9 protein-coding genes are annotated in these 19,412 nt (G+C 58.1%); 3 read left to right on the forward strand and 6 right to left on the reverse strand.

Annotation, left to right across the window (positions count from 1 at the left end):
* Positions 1-183: 183 nt before the first annotated feature.
* The 4 genes from O3S85_RS16265 to dnaX all read right to left on the reverse strand — a co-directional run bounded on the left by O3S85_RS16265 (position 184) and on the right by dnaX (position 3,346).
* On the reverse strand, positions 184-387 hold the full coding sequence (locus O3S85_RS16265; protein ID WP_269541776.1) for a hypothetical protein: 204 nt from the start codon (positions 385-387) through the stop codon (positions 184-186).
* A 35-nt stretch (positions 388-422) separates the two neighbouring features.
* Positions 423-815: a hypothetical protein gene (locus O3S85_RS16270; protein WP_269541777.1), complete on the reverse strand. Its 393-nt coding sequence runs from the start codon at positions 813-815 to the stop codon at positions 423-425.
* Between the two features lie 4 nt (positions 816-819).
* Positions 820-1,191 (reverse strand): hypothetical protein, encoded by a 372-nt coding sequence (locus O3S85_RS16275; protein ID WP_269541778.1) that lies wholly within the window; start codon positions 1,189-1,191, stop codon positions 820-822.
* A gap of 580 nt (positions 1,192-1,771) precedes the next feature.
* Positions 1,772-3,346: a DNA polymerase III subunit gamma/tau gene (gene dnaX, locus O3S85_RS16280; protein WP_269541780.1), complete on the reverse strand. Its 1,575-nt coding sequence runs from the start codon at positions 3,344-3,346 to the stop codon at positions 1,772-1,774.
* Between the two features lie 98 nt (positions 3,347-3,444).
* Between dnaX and O3S85_RS16285 the strand changes: the two genes are divergently transcribed.
* Together O3S85_RS16285 and O3S85_RS16290 are read left to right on the forward strand one after the other, a co-directional pair.
* Complete coding sequence (locus O3S85_RS16285; RefSeq protein WP_269541781.1) at positions 3,445-7,182, forward strand: translocation/assembly module TamB domain-containing protein; 3,738 nt, start codon at positions 3,445-3,447, stop codon at positions 7,180-7,182.
* The gene (locus tag O3S85_RS16290) at positions 7,161-9,374 is read left to right on the forward strand and encodes a BamA/OMP85 family outer membrane protein (protein ID WP_269541782.1); all 2,214 of its coding nucleotides are present in this window, start codon (positions 7,161-7,163) and stop codon (positions 9,372-9,374) included. The genes O3S85_RS16285 and O3S85_RS16290 overlap by 22 nt, the downstream gene beginning before the upstream one ends.
* Before the next feature lie 45 nt (positions 9,375-9,419).
* Here O3S85_RS16290 and O3S85_RS16295 read toward each other — a convergent pair whose 3' ends face one another.
* Positions 9,420-16,310 (reverse strand): autotransporter outer membrane beta-barrel domain-containing protein, encoded by a 6,891-nt coding sequence (locus O3S85_RS16295; protein WP_269541783.1) that lies wholly within the window; start codon positions 16,308-16,310, stop codon positions 9,420-9,422.
* 207 nt (positions 16,311-16,517) lie between these two features.
* Here O3S85_RS16295 and O3S85_RS16300 point away from each other — a divergent pair, with 207 nt between their 5' ends.
* Complete coding sequence (locus O3S85_RS16300; RefSeq protein WP_269541784.1) at positions 16,518-18,023, forward strand: SGNH/GDSL hydrolase family protein; 1,506 nt, start codon at positions 16,518-16,520, stop codon at positions 18,021-18,023.
* A 68-nt stretch (positions 18,024-18,091) separates the two neighbouring features.
* Here O3S85_RS16300 and O3S85_RS16305 read toward each other — a convergent pair whose 3' ends face one another.
* The gene (locus O3S85_RS16305) at positions 18,092-19,408 is read right to left on the reverse strand and encodes a ferredoxin reductase family protein (protein ID WP_269541785.1); all 1,317 of its coding nucleotides are present in this window, start codon (positions 19,406-19,408) and stop codon (positions 18,092-18,094) included.
* Between the last annotated feature and the right edge of the window lie 4 nt (positions 19,409-19,412).

The raw sequence follows: 19,412 nt of genomic DNA on the forward strand, positions 1-19,412 counted from the left end.
AGACGGGCTCGCCGTGGCTTCGTGTATTTAACGTGAACCATTCATGCGCAATGATCTCACGCGAAGAGGCAAAGGCGCGAAGGAATGAAGTGAGCGGAACGTTATGAATCGCTGACCGTCATGAAGGGCCAAGGGCGATGAGCGAAGGTTCCGCTCCGTCGTCCGGTTGTGGCTTCTAAGGTATCAATCGTCCAAACCGATAGTGATTATTTTGGAAAAGGGTGTCGCTCCGAAATAAGACAGAAGCCCGGCTGCCATAATCGGAACAAATGCGAAAATCGCCATCCCGAGAAGCACAGCCATAACCATCATGACTAAAGCATAGCCCACAAGTATGACTCCGAGCGTGCGAAAAATGCAGATGATGACCTTCTGATAGTGATTCATGGTTTTATTGTGTTGAACGTCGAGTAGTGGCGCGCCTACGGCGTCGCGACCTCCGCCGGGTTAGGCTTTCTGCGGCTTATGTATAGGCAACTGATTCCAGCGGCAACTGATGCTAAAATCGACGCCTTAAGATAAATTTCTATTCTGGGTATCTCGCCCTCCATTTTAATTGAGTCCTCCGGGGCTGGATGCTTTTCGTTTAAATTCTTTTCCCACTCGACGATCCAAGCGTCTGGATATGGCCAGCTTTTATCGCTTCCAAAAATTACATATTCTATTCTGAGGTGCGCCCAGAACAGATAAGCTGCTACAAATAGAAGCAACAAACCTGCAATCCGTAGTACCATCTTTCCATTTTTCATTTCACTTTTTCTGCGAACGTCGAGGTTACTTACGCCTGGAAGTGTAGCTTTTCCATTTTTTTGCACAACGTTAAGAGGAGGGATGCTGGGCCTGCGGAGCGTGCTCGGCATTCCTCTCGCTCGCCTTGTCAGGGTTTATTTCCATAATTTCGACCCCTGAGTCACACCAATTTGGTAATTCCGGTCGGACTTCATGAAATCTTAAGATTGTTTCACTCTCTTGTTCGTCCCTATAGATTCGAAATGACTTATTCGGCCACTTCTTCAACATCTCTTCTTTCCATTCATTTATTTTTGATTGAGCAGTTCCTCGATTATCTGAACCTTCAAAATGAATGTGATTAACGAATGATTCTTTGCCGATTTTATCGAGACCATCGAATCCATGAGATTTCTTCAATTGGATTTCATCGTATATGCAGTCTTGTATTTCGATTAACATATTTTGATTTTTGTGACCCTAGCAGCATTATCGATCACACCTCAAAGCTTACGAACTGACTCGCTTATTGGAGTGTTTCATGGGTTGAGGGTGGGCGTAAAGGTCTTGTTCGTCAAGGTTTCAGTGTATTAGGAGTAAGCTTATCCTAGTGGCGATTGGTATTTCGATTCGTGACTCTGAGTGCGATGTTTGAGCGTTGCGGGCATCGCTATTGAGTTGGGGAGGAGTGGAAGGCCGCGTTCCGGATTATCCGCAGGGGGATGCCGGTTGGGGGTGTGTGAAAAAGGTGCCCATGGGTGTTTAGAAAACAACAGTAGCTGTGTTGCTCCGACAACAGTGGCTATGTTGACACAACAACAGTGGCTGTGTTGGGGAAACAACAGTAGTGGCTTTTTCAAAACACAGCATGCTGCTTTTTGAAAACATAGCATAGGGCTTTTTGAAAAAGCCCCAGTAGGCTTTTCGGAAAAGAAGCATGCGTCTTTTACCAAACACAGCATAGGGAAACGCTATTTTGGCTCGGTTGCTTCGGTTGGCTCCGTCGCTTGGGCTGGCCTGTTGTCTGGGTTTGCGTGCGAGGCTACTTCAGCACATCGGGATTCACTTCCTCGACATACTTGAAGTCGATGCGCAGGAGCTCGGTGAGGAGGTGCTCGGTGTCGTCGGAGATGGCTTCGAGGGCGGTTTTAAACTCCTCGGTGCCGGGGCCGTATTTTTCGGAGTCAAACTCGTCGGCGCGGCGCAGGGTGGGTTCGGGGGCGTCGGCTTCGCCGTCATCGGGCTGCTCGTCAGCGGTGTGAGATGCGCGGTTCCACTCGTCTTCGGTGGGGCCGCCCGGGTGGTCACCGCCTTCGGGGTGCTCGGTGTCGATTCCCGTGGCGCGCGCCACCGGGCCTCGCGGCGGGCTGGCGGGGGGCAGCGCTTTGCCCTTGGGCCCATTCGACGAACTCAGGGCAGGCAACGAACCCAATGGCGGAATCGGGCCCTGGCTAGCCGGGGCTTGCGGTGTCTCTATTTTTTTTTGGCCGGCGTCTTGGGGGAGGCCGGCTGCGAGATTGGAAAGTTCCTTGATGACTGAGTCGATCGCCCGGGTGCGGCTTTGGTCGACGGCGCGCAGCAGGGCGACTTCAAAATTAACACGTTGGCTGAGCCCGCTGCGGACCTGGCTTTCGCCGGATTGCAGGGCGTCGAGCATGCGGGTCAGAGACTCCGCAGTCAGCGGGGTGCCGAGGCTGTCGGTGGAGCCGCCACTGCGGATGGCCTCGATCATGGCCTCGCGCACGCGGGACTGGATGTCCATCAGCACACGGTAGAGGTCGCGGCCCTCGGCGGCGATTTCCTCGATGGCGGCAAAGAGCTTCTGGTAGTCGGCGATGGCGATGGCCTGCACGATCTCGTTGATCTTGGCTGGCGCGGCCAGGCCATAGACGTCGAGCGCCTTGGCTTCGGTGATGTCGTTGCCACAGAAAGAAATCAGCTGGTCGAGGATGGACTGCGCGTCGCGCATACCGCCGTCGGCCATGCGGGCGATGGCCTTCAGGGCACCGTCGTCGACTTGGATGCTGTCGGCTTGGGCAATGTGCGTCAGGCGCTCAATGATCTTTTCGTCCGGGATCGGGCGGAACTCAAAGCGCTGGCAGCGGGAGACGACTGTGGGGAGGACTTTGTTGGCCTCGGTCGTGGCGAAAATGAATTTTACGTGCGCGGGCGGCTCTTCGAGGGTCTTCAGGAGCGCGTTCCACGCCTGATTCGAGAGCATGTGCACCTCGTCGATGATGTAGATCTTGAACTGGCCCTGGGTGGGGGCGTATTGGCACTCCTCACGCAGGTCGCGGATCTGGTCGACGCCGTTGTTGCTGGCACCGTCGATCTCGATGACGTCCATGCAGGAGCCGCTCATGATGGCCTGGGAGATGGGCGTGGAGTCGTCGGGCGCGACCTGGGGGCCGCCCTCGGCGTTGAGCGCCTTGGCGAAGATGCGGGCGGTGGTCGTCTTGCCGGTGCCGCGCGGGCCGACAAACAGGTAGGCGTGCGCGATGCGGTTGGATTCGATCGCGTTCTTCAGGGTGCGGACGATGTGCTCCTGTCCGACCATTTCGTCGAACTGCTTGGGGCGCCAGCGCCGCGCGATGACTTGATATGCCTCTTGCGCCATTTGGGAGAAAGAACATTGAAGCCCGACTTGCGAACCTGCAACCTCGAATCTAACTTCTTGCCAAAATCAACAAAAGTCGGTGCCTTAGGCCCCGTTCGATGAAAAGGAAACTCCTCAAAGCCGTCGGCTGGACCGCAGCCGTGCTCGTTCTGCTTTTTCTCGCAGTGCTGGGCAGCGCGGACCTCTGGGCACCGTCGGTGATGAAGCCCCTGCTGGCCCACTATGGCGCGAACGTTGAGCAGATTGATCGCGCGGACGGCCATTATTTTTTACGCGAGGTGACTTACGCGGATGACAGCATGCAGGCGGAAATCGCCGAGCTGCAAATGCCAACCCTCTGGCGGCTGGTCGCCAAGCGCTGGCTGGGCAGAGACAGCGAGGCGGTGGTAATCGTCAACAAAGGCCAGCTCACGCTTTTGCCCGGTGTGGATGATGTGCCGGCGGAGGATGACAGCGAATCATCGAGTCTGCCGGAGCTGGCCCAAATGGGGCTGGAATACTGGACACTCGCCTTTCAATGGGTGGATTTTGTCGAAGCCCGAGAATTTAAAATTGCGACCGAGCCAGACGCGGAGCCCATACCGCTGGACCTCAGCCTCAACGGCGAGAAACTTAACCTGATGGTGCTAGACGTGCCCGGGGTGGAGATTAACGACCGCGCTTTGGGTGAGATCGAACTGGCGGTTAACCGCGAGGCCGAGGCATTGCGGGTCACTTTGTCCGTTCCATCGCTGGAAGTGCGCTCGGAAGCTGGGATTCGCGTCGGCGGGGAGATTGACGCGGATGGGTGGTTGAGTCTGGGCAAAGAAACGAATCGTCTCAATTTTGCCGCGACGATTGGCGCAGAGGGCTATATTCCTACGCAGGCTAAGGCCAATGCGAAGGGCTTTGTCTTACCGGCCGATCTTGCCGAGCTGCCCGACTACCAGCAGCCCGCGATCAACCTCACCGCAAACTGGGATGGCGCGACGGCGGAGATTGAACTTGATGCCAACGCTGCCGCCAAAAAACCGGACTTGCCGCCGCTCAAAGTGACCCTGCATGCGAGCGGGGATGACGAGGTGGTCAACGTGGATCAGCTCAATGCCGAGGCGTGGTCGAGCAAGGTGGCTTTGTCCAAGCCGGTGCGTGTGGAGCTAAACAATTTGCAGGACTTGCCGGATGCCGAGCTGACCGTCGATCTGAACCTGAGCGACATCCCCGAGCAGAAGCTCGATGGCCGCTTGCAGGGGGCGCTCGTGGTGGATCACCAGCCAAACGAAGGTTGGCCGCTGATCACAGCGGACTTTGCGGGGCAAAGCTTGCGCTATGATAACTTTGTATTGCAAAGCTTGGACTTTCGCGCGCAGCTCGAATACCCGCAACTAACCATTGAGGCCATGAACGCCTCGACCGGTGAAGGCACCAAACTGACGGTGACGGGGAAGGCCGACGTGGAGGAGCACCACGTGGAAAGCATCAAGCTGGACCTCGTCGCTGACCCGAAGTTTCTCAAGGCCCTGGAGCCGCTGATCGGCGAGCAGGAGCTTGATTACGAAACCATCGAGCTGACTGTGGATATCAACGGCCACATCGACTCGCCCACGCACGGCGGTTCGCTGCGCGTGGGGAACCTGAAGCACCAGAAAAAACCGCCCGCGCACCTCACGATGGACTGGGAGGCTGATTGGCTGGATTTCTCACACTTGGCCATTGGTCTGAAGAATGATCGTAGCGCAATCGACCTTGTAGCCAGTGCGTCGTTGGGCGGTCCGGTGCGCACGGTGGACGTGGAAAAGCTGCGCCTCGATGTGCGGGAGCAGCCGGAGCTAAACCTCGCCGCGCCGTTCACGGTGACGGTTGGGGAGGAGGGCATACGCGTGTCCAGCATGCAGCTTAACAGCGAAGCCGGTGGCATGATCAGCCTGGTCGCCGATGTCGATTATCCACGTGCGGGCAAGGCGCAGGTGCAGGCGCGGGATGTGTCGGCGGTTTGGCTGGACCTCGTGCTGGAAGAGCCGCTGCCTTACGTGGTGAAGTTGGATGAGCTAACCGTCGACGCGCAGTGGGATGAAGGGCCGCTGCAAGCCAAGCTGAAACTCGATGCGGGCCTGGTGCCTGAAGACCAGGACGAGCTGGAACTGATCGCAGACCTGACTTTGGGCGAGGGCATATTGGCTATTCCTGATTTGCACGTGGCGCAGGGCGAATACATGTTGGTTGAGGCCAAGGGCGAAGCGCCGCTGGTCATTACGCCGGCGGGCCCGAAGTATTGGGAAATCGAGCCCGATGAACCCATTGATTTTAAACTGAAGGCAGCCCCGGATGACTCGCCGGTATGGACCTGGTTGGAGCGGTCGCTCGATCTCGACTTCATCGAGCCGGTGGTCGATTTCCAAGTGTCGGGCGACATCGATGCGCCGGAGGGCATGATCGACATTCGCTTCGCCGCGTTGGAGGCCATGGCGGATTCCGAGCGCAAGTTGCCGCGCGTGCAACAGGCGGAAATCGTCATCGACCTGTCGCCCGATCAGTTTGCCGTGACCAAGGGGCAGGTGAATATCGCGGGGCAACCGCTGACGCTCGTGGGGCAACTCCCAATGGGCCGCAAGGCTTGGGAAGCGCTGATCGAGGACGGGCAAGTGCCCGATTGGTCCGGTGCGACTGGCGACCTGCGTTTTACTGATGTGCCGCTGAATTCGTTTGAAGATTGGCTCCCGGATGTGTTGCGCAATGAGGGGAGCCTCTCGCTGACGGCGAAACTTTCCGAAGGCGAGCAGATCGAAGGTGCGCTCGACATTGAGGGCGTCAAGACGCGCCCGCTGGCGCAGTTGGGCTCGGTCAATGACATCAATGCCTCGTTCCGCATGAATGGCCGCACGCTGACGGTGAAACAGGCCGAAGGGGTCGTGGGCGGCGCACCGATCGGGATCACAGGCACGGTTAATTTGGACCTGCAATGGCAGCCGATTTTTGATCTCAAGCTGGCCGGTGAAAACGTTCCGCTGGCGCGTTCGCCAGGAATGATTTTGCGTGGCACGCCCGCGATTACTTTGAAGACCGATAACGAAGGCGTGACCACCATTGGGGGCAAGCTAACGCTCAATGAGAGCTTCTTCACGAAAGACCTGGCGTCGTTCCAACAAGGCGGCGGCGGTGGCGCGGCGGCCGGTGGCGGCGGGATGCGCCCTCCGTATTTCTCAATTCAGGATGCGCCCTTGGCGGACTGGCGTCTGCATTTGCAGATCGAAGGCGACCGCTTCCTGCGCGTGCGCGTGCCGACGTTTGAGGGCGTGGTTTCGGCGGACTTTAATTTACGCGGGCCGCTCCGCAATCCGTTCATGTATGGACAGGCGGAGCTCGAACAGGGCATTGTGATGTTTCCCTTTGCCACGCTGCGCATTGATGGTGGTGCGGTGGAGATTAGCCAGAATGAGCCCGACGAGCCAACGCTCAACGTGACGGCCAGCGGCCGCGCCTACGGCTATGATTTGCAAATGCGGGTGACCGGCACGGCCAGTGCCCCCATCATTACCTTTAACTCGACGCCGAGTCTGGAGCAGTCGGACATCATCCTAATGATCACCTCCGGCCAAATCCCCGACCACGCGCGCTCCACGGAAAGCCGGCTAAGCGGCATCGGCATGTATATTGGCCGCAGCTTCCTGGTGGACCTCGGACTGATCGATCCGCTGGACGAAACGCTCACGGTTAACGTGGGGGAAGACGTCTCCACCTCCGGCAAAGACACCATTAATATCCGCTACAAAATTAACGACGACTGGGACGCGGTCGGCGCTTACGATAAGTATGACGCCTACTACCTCGACTTTGAATGGAATATCTACCGCGACTGATGCGCCGGCTTGCTTTACTTTGCTTGTTGATCGCGCCGGGGCTTGCCAGCGCGGGGTCGTTCTTCGGGCTCATCGGTGACCCGAATGTGACGGTGTCGGGCTTCGGCTTTTTCTCGGATTTATTCCTGGAGCGGTCACTGCAAATCCTCGACATCGAAGGCGAGGAACGCGACAGCTACGACGGCCTTTTTATTGAAGACGCCGTGTGGATCCTCGCGGGTGAAATCAAGCAGAAGGGCTACCTCGATCCCGATATCGACATCGAGCTGCTCAAGGACGGCGAAGTCATCTACAGCTCTACCTGGAGCGATGGCGATTTGGAGAACAACCCGCCGCGCGATGTTTCCGGAGATGCGGTCAACTTCCGGGTGCGCGCCGGCCTGCTGTATTACTTTAGTTCGATCACGGTTGACGGCCTGCCCGCGGATTTGCCCGGCAAGGTGGACAGCTATTTCTACGCGACAGACCAGATGATCGTTAGCGAAAAAGATCGCTACTTCACCGAGGGGCGTTTTCAGGCCGGTCTCAACGGCATCGTACAAACGCTAAAGGACATGGGCTATCGCAAGGTAAAGATCGTGGAGAAAGATTACGCGCTCGATGACCTCACCGGCGAGGTCACCTGTACGGCGACGATTAAGCCCGGCCCGATCTTCTACACCGACCAGATGGAGATACAGTTCCACCAGCCGGAGAAGCCCGACAAGGCGACGGTTAGCCAGATCAATGCGCCGGACAACGTCATCCACGACCTGAGCGATAAACAAGTCGAAGAGATGCCTGAAAAGCAGATCGCCGAGACCGAGGAAAACAGCTTTCCTGAAAAGCGGCTGACCCCGGATTGGGTCGGTATGGAGATCCAGCAACTACGCCGCCAGAAGTTTGCCGAAGGCTATCCCGAGGCGCATGTGGAGGCAGACTTCGAGGTGATTGAAGAGACTAATGACCGTGTGTTCGGCAAGTTGATCCTCAACGTCTATCCCGGCGCGCACGCGACGCTGAACGAGGTGAAATTCAAAGGGGGCGAAGACGTGAAACCGTGGTTGCTCAAGCAGCAGGCGAACGCCAAACCCGGCGAGCCGCTCAATCGGACCGCAGTCGAAGAGGGGCGTAACCGCCTGAGTAAGTTGGGCATTTTCCGCCGGGTGCAGATCGACTACGAAGAAGTCGAACCCGGACAATGGGACGTGGTTTACGAGCTCACGCCCAAGGGCAAAACCGAGATCGACCTGATCTTTGGCGTCGGCAGTTTCGACATCGTGCGGGGCGGTTTTCAGATCGAGCGCAACAACCTGTGGGGCCTCGCGCATCGGGCTGATCTGCGCGCCGTGCAGTCGTTTAAGGCGACCTATGCCGACGTCGATTACTGGATCCCGCAGCTCATGGGCTGGGACTTGGATTTCTTTAGTAACATCAATTATCTCCGCCGGCAAGAGCTGACCTTCGACCGCGAAGAGTGGGGTGCTTCCGCCGGTTTCCAGCACTTCATTGAGGCCTTGGATGTGAACAGCTCCATCAGCTATTCGCTGGACAACGTTAAGGCTACGAACCGGGATTTCCTCGTGCCACCCGGCCCGCTGCAAGCGCGCATCGGTGCGTTGGGTTTCAAGCTCGTGCAGAGTGATCTGGACAACCCCGTGTTCCCGACCGACGGCTATCACTGGTTTTTCGTAACGGAGTTTGCGCGCCCGTTTTTTGGCGGCGATGTTAATTACGATAGCGTGGAGTTTGGCGGTGCTTATCACCATCCGCTGGGTGAATTTGGCCTAACGCTGCATCTGGGTTTCAAACACGGCGTGATCACCACCAGTGGCTCGGCGCAGCAGGAGATTCCCGTCAACCGCCGCTTCTTCCTCGGGGGTGAAAACACGGTGCGTGGTTACAAGCGCGACCAGGCCTCCCCGGTCAACGCGCAGGGGCAGCAGATCGGTGCCGTCAGCTACATGCTTTGGCAGGGTGAGCTGGAACAGCGCATCAACGAGACGTTCTCCATCGTCGCCTTTGTGGACACCGTGGGCAACGCGGCGCAGATCAGTGAGTATCCCTTCAACGAAGTGTTGGTCAGCGTGGGTGGCGGCATTAGTATCCGCACCTTGGTCGGCCCGCTGCGCTTCGAATACGGCTACAATGTCAAGAAGCGCCCCATCGACCCGGACGGTCGTTTTCAAGTGGGCCTGGGCTTCCCGTTCTAGGTTGAGGTGTAAATGAAAGGTTGCGGTGCTGCCGCGTATTTAAAATTACCACTGGTAGGCGACGCTGAGCTTGCCGCCGTGGCTTTGAATCGTGTCGCCGAATTCGCCATTGTAGCGCCCTTGGATACTGATGTGCTCATTGAGATTCCATTGGAGCCCCGCTTCGACGCGGCCGAAGAAATCGTCGATCGGGATGTTCGACTCAAAGGGCGCGGCGCCCGCGGGAGCGGCAGTCAGGCGAGCCGTGGTGTTGTAGCTGTCGTCCACCGAATAACCTCCGGCCAGACCAACCCACCAGCGAATGTTCGCGGTCTTCGAAGTGTTGATGCGACCGCCGATTTCGATGCCGGGCAGCACCGTAAAGTTCGGCGTCGTGTCGCTGCTCACGGTGAGTCCGAGGCCATTGGGATTGGACTCGGTGTAGCCGTTGGCGAATACCGTTGTGGTGTCGAGTGAGAGGCTGGGGCGCAGGTAGTAATCGTCCCACGCGTAGGTGTATTTAACTTGGGCAAAGGCGCCGATACTCTGCTGTTTGGGGTCGGACTTCGCGATGCTGCTTACGCCGCCAGCGGTGACTTGGCGGTCCATGCTGTAGAAGCTGGCGCTGCCATGAATGGCACCCGCAAAGAGCCACGGGCCTCGCTGGTTCTTCAGTGTAATCGCGCCCACGGCGGATTGACCATGGCCACTGATTGCGCCCGTGCCGGAATCCATCCAACTGTATTCATAAGCGATGGCACCGCCGAGGAACCAGTTGTGGTCAATTTCTTTTTGGCCGCCCGCCTGCCACATGGTGTTGTTCACACGGAAACTGTCGACGCCGGGACTGGAGTCCTGATGCGTGGTGCCGCCGCTGCCGCCGGTCCACGTCGTTTCGTTTTCGTAGAGCTGAGCGGTGTCGCCAACAAAGAGCGGATAGCTGAGCACGCTCGACGCAAAGCGCTGCATGTTCTGGAGTCTCGTTGCGCCAAACGCAGTGGAGACGCCCGGCGATAGAGAATTGAGCGTCTGGCTGTAAAGGGCAGGGTTGGTGCTGGCGGCTTGATCCAGAGCGGCGAAAGTTTCGGCCAGCGGTCCACTGCCACCATTATCCCAAATCGATTGCAGGTGCTGCGCCATGGCGCTTGCGTTCGGATTGAGCGCGATGCCTGGAGGGGTGAAGTCTGCCCCCTCAGCGCGCACGAAGACTTGGTTGTCCCGCTGTTCAGCAATGTATTGGAAGATCCCATCCTGCTCAGTCGCGGCGATGCTTCCGGATAAAGCGCCGTCAACAATGACCACGGGATATTCGCGATCCGGCATCAGGCTGACCGCTTGGACATTGATGCCACCATCCAGCGTGGCGTCGCCCAGGATGTGGAGTTGGTCATAGAGCCCATGCTCGAAATCCACGTATGAGTAAATGGCGCCGGTCGGGCTTTGCTTGAAGTCGAACTGAACGGTCGTCTTTTGAAAATCTTCCGGGGTGCCCACACGCGGCTGACGGCGTAAGCCAGAGCCCAGGTAAAAATCTCCGGTATTGTGAATCTCAGCAAACATCTCCGGCCCGGCGTAAAACGTGCCCGCGTTGTTGACCTGAATGTCTGCCGAACCGTAGTTGGCGTTGACGCCATTGCCGATTGAGCCGTCGACCGTGCCGCCTTGAGCAACATTTAAATTCATATTGCCCTCTGAGCCCCGTTCGAATTGGACGGCGTATTCGGCGCGAAGGTAGCCCGAGGCGCCCACGTTTACGGTATTGGCGTTGCCATGGATCACGTAGGCACCGGTGACGACGCCGACCAAGTTGCCATTTACGTCGATGGTGATGTCATTGCCGAATAGGGCCGGGCTGGTGCTTTGGGCGAGAACGCCGATCGAATTTTCGCCCCTGGTGGTGACCGCTCCATCAATGGTGATGTTGATATCGCCGCCAGAGGAAAGGGCGATGGGCTGGAAACCATTGGAACCATAATACCAATCGGCCCCTTCCGTATAAATGCCTCCGCCGCCGCCGATGCTTTGGGCAATGATGCCATGCGCCCCGGCGCCCCCGGTAATGATTTCACTGGTTTCGTCGAGGGAGATGTTTACAGTGGCTCCTTCGCCACTCGTGATTTGGCCTTGTATTGTGGCTAGCTTGGGAGCGCTCGAAGTCGAAGTGACCAATCCGGAAATGCCGCCGCCGCCGCCGATGGATTGCGCCAAGACTCCATGTGCGTTGACGCCAGTCGTCTGAATCAAGCTTTGGTTGTCGAAGTTCAAATCGACTTTGCCGCCATTGATCTCCTGACCGTCGGAATTGGCCAAAATCTCACCCTGCACCGGATTCACGACTGCGGCATAACCTCCGCTGCCGCCTATGGACTGAGCAAGGACGCCCATCGCGTTATCGCCATGCGTGTTGATGTTGAGGAACGACCCTTCGGAGATCGTAACGGTGTTGCCGTAACCGCTGGCGCCAGAAATGGATGCATTACCCGCGACCTGAGTGGTGATCGAGCTGGCCGGAGCGTTAGCTGCGCTGCTGCCAGCGCCGCCAATGCCTCCACCCGCTCCGATGGATTGCAGGACGACTGCGTGCGCCGCCTGGCCGTAGGTGGTTATGAATCCATCGGCATTCAGCGTCACCGTGTCAGCATTGCCAGTGGCACCACCGCGGCCAACCTGGATGGTTCCGCTGGCGCTGTCTGAGCCATCCGCGCCAATGCCGCCGCCCCCTCCGATGCTTTGGGCCAGAATGCCAAAAGCGGAAAAGCCGCGGGTGTTGCCGTTGCCATCTTTTACGCCTGTATTGATTGTCCCATTCATCGTGACAGTGACTGAATTGCCATTGCCGTTCCCCCCGTCACGTCCACCGATGAGGTAGACTTTATCGAAATCACTGTCGATTGAGGTGCCATTACCACCCAGCATATTCGTGCTTTGGGAGCCGGTGGGAATCGCGGTTCCGGCCTTGCCGCCACCACCGCCGATTGACTGCGCCAGAATAGCGTGCGCCCAGTCACCCCGGGTGGTAATGGAGCCGCCCAGCTCGGCATTGACAACGCCGCCGTGACCATCGCTACCAGTATTGTAGGAGCCGAGTTGTAGGTTCGCGTAAAGTGGGATGGGCAGGTATAGCTGCAACGTTGAGTTGATGAATGCCCGCAAGCCTTCAGATTCCAGGACCACAGGGTTATCCGCCGAGGCATCTGAGCCCGCACTGCCGGCAATGCCGCCCCCGCCGCCAATCGCCTGCACGATCAGGCCAACGGCGTCGTTGCCATAAGTATTGATGCCGCCATTGATCGTCGCCGTAGCGCTGCCAGCAGTGCCGCCATATCCACCTGTCGCGCCGAGCCCGATATTGAGCAGGCCTTCCGGTTGCAATGAGAAAGGCCCATTGCCGATTTCGATGTTCGTGGTGCCACGCAGGGAAATCATGCCGCCCTGGGATGTGCCACCCCCACCACCAATACTTTGGGCGACTGCTCCGTGGGAGGAAGAGCCGTAGGTGACGATAGCATTGTTGGCGTCGGTAGTCACGCTGGCGTCCCCGCCATTGCCGCCGGCGCCGCCTTGTGAGCCAACCACGATCGTTGCGCCAACGGACTCGGTGTTTCCATAGCCCGCTGTGGTGCCGCTGCCGACGCCGGCATTGCCACCACCGCCCCCTACGGATTGTGCGGTGATGCCGTTGGAGTAATCGCCATACGTAGTGACGACATTATCGGGCGTATTGGCCGTGCTGGTGGAACTCCCGCCGCCCATAGTCACGTTCACTCGCCCACCATAACCGGCGGCGCCGCCATTGCCACCGTTGGCGACCGAGAGTTGCGCTGAATAGGTTCGGTCAAAGTTATTGTCATCGCCGCCGCCATCATCATCTTCACCGCCGAGGATACCGGTGTCGCTGATGCGGACATACTGCACGGTAGTCGCGAGCGCTGTAGAATCACCCCCATGGCCGCCGCCACCACCGATGCCCTGCGCCAAGACGCCATGCGAGCCCTGACCCTGAGTTTGTATGTTCGTGTTGTTCTGAATGTTCACGAAAACGCCGTCGCTGGTGTCGGCATCATACGAACTGCCTGCGGCATTGCCCGCCACTCCGCCCGAGCCTCCATGGCTCAGGGCAAGCGACGCGGCAAAGGAGGCGCCTTCTTCATTGGTGGGCAGACCAATGTTCACCGCCTCGGCAAAGGATGATCCGCCTGCGCCGCCACCGCCGCCGATGGACTGCGCCAGGATGCCGATTGCGTCCGAGGGCAGGACGTTCATTGCGGTGGGTGGAGGCGTTACAAATTGACCAGTCAAGATATTACCACCATCGGTCGTTACGCTGACATTGCCGCCTGCCCCACCTCCGCCACCGGATCCGCCAACCGCGACGCCGCCGCCGATTTCAATGCCGACTTCCAGTGCATAAGCGGCGCCGCCGGACCCACCGCCGCCGCCAATCGACTGCGCGGTGATGCCGCGCGCGTTAAAGTTGTTGGTTGAAATATTGCTGCTGCTCGTAATGTCGACATCTCCACCAGCGCCGCCAGCGCCGCCTGAGCCTCCAATGGCGAGAACGAAGTTGGCGGAAGACGAAGTCGCGCTGCCAGCATTACCGCCGCCACCACCAATCGATTGGACAATCAGGCCGTTGGATTGCGACCCCAGGGTTTCGATGACGCCATCATCATTCATCATTACCGTGATGTCGCCACCAGAGCCGCCGCCGCCCGTGTTACTGCCTCCGATTGAGAGGATGCCGGTGCTCGAACCGCCATCGCCGCCGCCGCCACCAATTGATTGGATAATGGCACCATGAGCATAGCTGCTTTGTGTGGATATCCAGCCGTCGTTGGTAAAATTGATTGCCCCGCCGTTGGAGGCTGCTCCGCCGCTGCCGCCGATGGAGGCAATCGAGTCCTCGTCGATGCCTGCAGCGCCGCCAGTCCCGCCGAGCGAGGTGATGAGGGCTCCGTAGGATGTTTCACCATTGGTATGAATGTAGCCGGTATTCGTCAGCTTGATTTCACCTACCGAGCCGGAGTTGCCGCCTGGTTGCTGTTGGGAATAAAATATTGAGGAGTTAAGGCCGGAGTTGCCGCCCGCGCCGGAGTTCGCCAGCCCGTAGATTGCATACGAGCTGCTGCCTGCGGTGGAAATCGTTCCATCGTTTTCAATGGTGATCGTGCCCGTCGTGCCTCCCGTGCCCGCCATGCCATCACTGCCATTGCCCTGAACGCGGGCCCCGCCGTCGCCGCCGCTACCGCTCAAGCTCCGGGCGATGATGCCGAGGCTGTTGTCGCCCGAAGTCGAGACCGAGGACGCGTTGTCGATAGTGATCGTGGTTGCGCCGGTGGAGCCGCCGTTTCCGCCATTGCCTCCATCGCCATGGAAGAGGCCTTTAAATTCACCGCCATCGCCGCCATTACCACCGCTGGTTTCTGTAATGACGCCGTGGCTGCCGTTGTCGGTCGTTTGCACCGCTGCGCCGCCCAGAACTTCAACATCGATTTCGCCGCCTTGGCCGCCGGCTCCGCCAGCGCCAGCGGTTCCAGAGGAGCCTACTGCGCTCAGTGCGCCGGCATCTCCGCCATTACCGCCCTGGCTAAACGCGACGATGCCATGAGATGTCAGGCCATCGGTTTTCAGCGAAATGATCCCATCCACTTTCACTTGAGCTTCTCCCGCGTTGCCGCCCGCGCCGCCATCGCCGACCACGCCGCCGAAGTCGGGGGTGTAGTCGTTGGTGTAGCCGCCATTGCCTGCGACATTGCTCGCTTCCAGGCCGACGGCGTAGTCGCCATTGGTTGAGTAATCGACGGTCGAAAAAGCGAATTGGTCGGTGAGCAGTTTGATTTGCGCAGTGCCGGTGTCGCCCCCGTCGCCCGCAAAGCTGTGGTCCTGATTGACGCCGCCATTGCCGCCGTTGCCTGCGAGGTTGCGCAACTGGGCAAGGCCCAGGTAGTCGCCCGTTACCTGAATCGGCGCGTCAGTAATGCTGATGTAAGAAGTGTAGCCAGCCGCCGCATCTCCGCCTTGGCCGCCTGTGCTTTTGTCGTTGCCACCATAAGCAGCGCCGCCTTGGCCGCCTTGAGTCAACCCACCGATTGCTGCGCCGGTCACCGTTTGCCCGGAGCCCGATGAGGCGACGGATAGCGTGATCGGGGCTGTACTGGTGATCTCCACCTGCTGCGTGGAGCCGCCCTGACCACCATTATCATTATCTTCGCTGGAGGCGACGCCGTTGCCGCCAACGCTGGATGCGAAGATACCGTAAACTTCGGTTGGGCTGTCCGTGGATGTGTTGGTGGCAGTAAATCCGGTGAGCTGGATGTTCGCACTGCTGTCCAAGATGACTTCACCACCACTGCCACCGTGATTGCCGTTTGCCGCATCACCGGCGTTACCGCCTTTGGACTGAGCGAGGACGCCATAAAGTGACGCGGTGCTGGAAAGCGATCCGCCATCGGTGGCTTGAATATCCCAGCCGCTTCCCACGCTGATGTCACCGCCATGACCGCCATCCTGCCCCGTGCCGTCGTTTGCGCCATTACCGCCAAATGAAAAAGTGGAGAACATCGCCAAGCCGGCATTGTAAGATCCGTAGGCGTAGAGGCTCGAGAAGTTGTTTGAATAAACCGTGCCTGAGTCTGGGCCGTCCTGGTTGGATACGCCATTGCCTGCCGCCGCTTTTACCAGAAAGAGCTGCGTATACTCGGAGATGTCACTATTGGTCAGCGTGAGCGAGTTGAGAGTCTCGGCGCTGGAGAATCCGCCTGAAGGTTGCCCGGCGTCGCCCTGTGAAATGATCGAAAGGGCGTAGGGTTCGTTGCTCGCATTGACCGTGGTCTGATTTTCAAAACTGGCTGGAGTCGTTGGGTCTGGGGCGTTGTAAGTTACGGGCGATTGCGCTGCGAGGGACACAGGCAGCAGAAGGACGCCAATACAGCGTGGAAACGGCGATTCATCGAGCATTACAGCGTGAATTGAGTTAGTAGGTACGAAATCCTTATGAAATTACGGCCAAAAGGTAAATTGCTAATCGCAATTAGAGTAGCGAATGTATGGATTTATTTCACATTTCGGGCGGATAGATTTAGATCGTTGGATATGGTTTAGCTAGAGTCAGATTTATTTGCCGGGGGCAGGTGTGGTATCTTGCGATACTTGCAGAATAACCCCATGAGACTTTTCACAATCCTATTTCTTGCCAGTGGTATTGCTTCACTCGCGAACGCCGTGGACATAGCCTACAATGACCCGCGGATTGAGGTGGATGGCGCTTTGATCGTTAAAGATACAGGTTCAAGCCTGCACTTTCAGCGCTTCACGGACTACCTCCATGCGCGTCAGCGTGCCGACGGTTCCAACATCACCAAAGCGTTTTACAATGACCTCAAAGCGGCATCGGCCAGCGGTGTTTTGCTGCGCTTCACGACGAGCAGCCCGACAGTGCAAGTGCATTTGAACGAGATCGATTTCCAATCGCGTGCACCGCAGTTGGGCATCATTCAAAACGGAGACAACGACAACATCACAGAGTTTAACCCGGGCTCGAATCCTGGCGCTTTCACCTTGTTGGTGGACTCGGTGGATCCGGGTAATGCCGTGACCTACGAAGTGGTTTTGCCGAGCTGGGCGAACGTGGACTTCACCGGGCTTACGCTCGCGGATGGCTATGATCTGGCGGACAATCCCGTCGAGGATAAGCCGATTTACGCGGCCTTTGGCGATTCGATTACTCATGGCACGGGGCAGGGTTGCAAAGCCTACCAGACATACCCGTTTCGTCTGGCTGAGGCCAACGGTTGGCAGCTGTTTAACTTCGCCATTGGTGGTTCGACGACTACGCCAGAGATCGCGGACGTGCTCGACGAAACCGTCGTGACGACGTGGGCGAACGGCAAGCCCGACATTATTACGATTCTCTGGGGCTACAACGACTGCCAGAACAAGAGCTTCACGCTCGATGACTACCGCGCACGCTATACGGCATTTCTGGCTGATGTGCTGGCGCATTGTCCGGAGGCCCGGGTGTTCTGCATCAAGCCGACGGCGACTACCGATCCTGAGGGCGCGACCGTCGATGGCGTGGATAAACACATCGATCATTACCGCGACATGGTCGAGGCGATCGTGCTTGAATTTCAAAGCGAAGGGCATGACCGGCTTTACTTGATCGACGGCCAGGCGATCACGAAAGAAGACGAGCTGCTCGATGCCGTGCACTTTACGCCGGAGGGTGCCCAGACCATTGCGGACGAACTGGACAAGGCGATCAACAGCGTGCTCAATGGCGGCCTTTCATTGAACGACTGGCTGCAGGACAACGGCCTCACGCTGGCGCAATTGGAGGAAGACGAGAATCACAATGGACTGCCCAATGCACTGGAGTTTCTAATGAGCGAAAATCCGTCTTTGGTGAATACGGATACAGTGCGACCCGGGCTTCAACTAAGCGCTGGTAATCAGTTGGCGATCCATTTTGAGCGACCGTATGGTGTGCTGGATGACGGAGTGAGTGTCACCTTGCAAGGCAGCGCGAACCTCGTGGATTGGGACCCGGTTGCCTCAACGTTGACCACGCTCTACCAAGGCAATGGTGTGTGGCGCTACGCCTACCAGCAAACGGCATCTATTCACGAAGGTGGCCTGCCTTACGTGCGCTTGCAGATTTCTGTTAATTAGCTTCATACCCAGCCACTGAGGCATTGCTATTTTCGCATTGCGAAAATCTCTGGGTGAAGCGGCACGTTTCAGCGGAACGCGAAGTCTTCGGAAATGATGCGTTCGCGGGGGAGGCCGAGCTCGAGGAATTGCTTGGTGAAGGCTTTGTTGAACGGCGTGGTGCCGCAGAGCATGACAGCGTAGTCGTCGATGTCGCCAATGGATTCGTGGATCTGCTGCGCGGTCAGTCGCCCCTTTTGCTTTGTAATCCAAAGTTCGTAGTCGATGTAGGAATCTGCCTGCTGATAGCGTGCGCGGATTTCCTCATCGTAGCCCGCGTCTTCGGGCGTGCGGACGATGTAATAGAGCCAGATGCGGCGGAAATCGTTATTCGTTAGCTCGTAGGCGAGCATCGATAAAAACGGGGTGATGCCAATGCCTGCGCCGATCAGCACGAGCCGTCGGTAGCGCACAAAATGGTTGGGCGTGAAGCCGCCAAAGGGGCCGTAGATATCCATGGCGGCACCGGTCTCGATCTTGCGCAGAGCTTGGGTGTAGTCACCAACGGCGCGGATCGAAAAACGCAGTTCGCGGTTCACCGGTGTCGACGAAATCGTGAACGGGTGAAGCTCCGCTGGCAGCGTGGGGTGATCGACCGCAGAGATAAAGGCGAACGTGCCGGGGTCGTAGTTCATGCGGCGTTCGGTGGGCACGAGCACGAGGTCGAAGGATTCGTTGGCGGTGTCGTTGACGGCTTGCACCGCGTAGCGGTAGCGCGGGCCAAAGCGTTTAAAGAACAGAATGCGATACAGCCAGGACAAGCTGCCCGCTGCGCCGACGATGACGATCCATGTGCTCAGCGGTTCGAACTCCGTGATCGAGCCGGGCACAAAAATAATGTGTATGAAAAAGAAGGTATAGAGCGCGCCAAACAGCTGATGGATCCCCAGCCAGCGCGCGTAGGGCAGGCTCTTGTTGTAGGCCAGAAACGCCAGGATGAACAACGCGTAGGTGACGAGGATATCCGGCGTGCGTGCCGTTGGCGAATACCAGGGGATAAAGAGGTCGCCCACCGGTTTGCCTGCGGCTTGCCAGGGTGGAATCAGCATCAGCAGGTGGATGAACAGAATGATCATCGCCCAGCGACCGAGCTTTTTATGGAGCCGCACCGCGCGATCGAGGCCGCCGAAGATTGACTCCAGCGTGCGGCTGCGGGCACCCGCCATGAGAGCGAGGCCCATGTAAACGAGTGACAGCAAACCAAGCAGTTGTGACGGGCCGCGCCACGGCCAGAGATCCGCCGGTTGCACGGTGGCAAACTTCGCCATCAGCCAAAGCTTGGTGGTGATGATGGTGACCAGCCCAACGATGATCACTTCACGGCGCAGCAGTCGGTTTAAAGCCATGTGC

It is taken from the genome of Cerasicoccus sp. TK19100 (assembly GCF_027257155.1).
Lineage (GTDB): Bacteria > Verrucomicrobiota > Verrucomicrobiia > Opitutales > Cerasicoccaceae > Cerasicoccus > Cerasicoccus fimbriatus.

Excerpts from the sequence above, each read along its gene's own strand:
- O3S85_RS16265 (WP_269541776.1), bottom strand. The coding sequence starts at position 387 with ATGAATCACTATCAGAAGGTCATCATCTGCATTTTTCGCACGCTCGGA.
- O3S85_RS16275 (WP_269541778.1), bottom strand. The coding sequence starts at position 1,191 with ATGTTAATCGAAATACAAGACTGCATATACGATGAAATCCAATTGAAG.
- dnaX (WP_269541780.1), bottom strand. The coding sequence starts at position 3,346 with ATGGCGCAAGAGGCATATCAAGTCATCGCGCGGCGCTGGCGCCCCAAG.
- O3S85_RS16285 (WP_269541781.1), top strand. The coding sequence starts at position 3,445 with ATGAAAAGGAAACTCCTCAAAGCCGTCGGCTGGACCGCAGCCGTGCTC.
- O3S85_RS16290 (WP_269541782.1), top strand. The coding sequence starts at position 7,161 with ATGGAATATCTACCGCGACTGATGCGCCGGCTTGCTTTACTTTGCTTG.
- O3S85_RS16295 (WP_269541783.1), bottom strand. The coding sequence starts at position 16,310 with ATGCTCGATGAATCGCCGTTTCCACGCTGTATTGGCGTCCTTCTGCTG.
- O3S85_RS16300 (WP_269541784.1), top strand. The coding sequence starts at position 16,518 with ATGAGACTTTTCACAATCCTATTTCTTGCCAGTGGTATTGCTTCACTC.
- O3S85_RS16305 (WP_269541785.1), bottom strand. The coding sequence starts at position 19,408 with ATGGCTTTAAACCGACTGCTGCGCCGTGAAGTGATCATCGTTGGGCTG.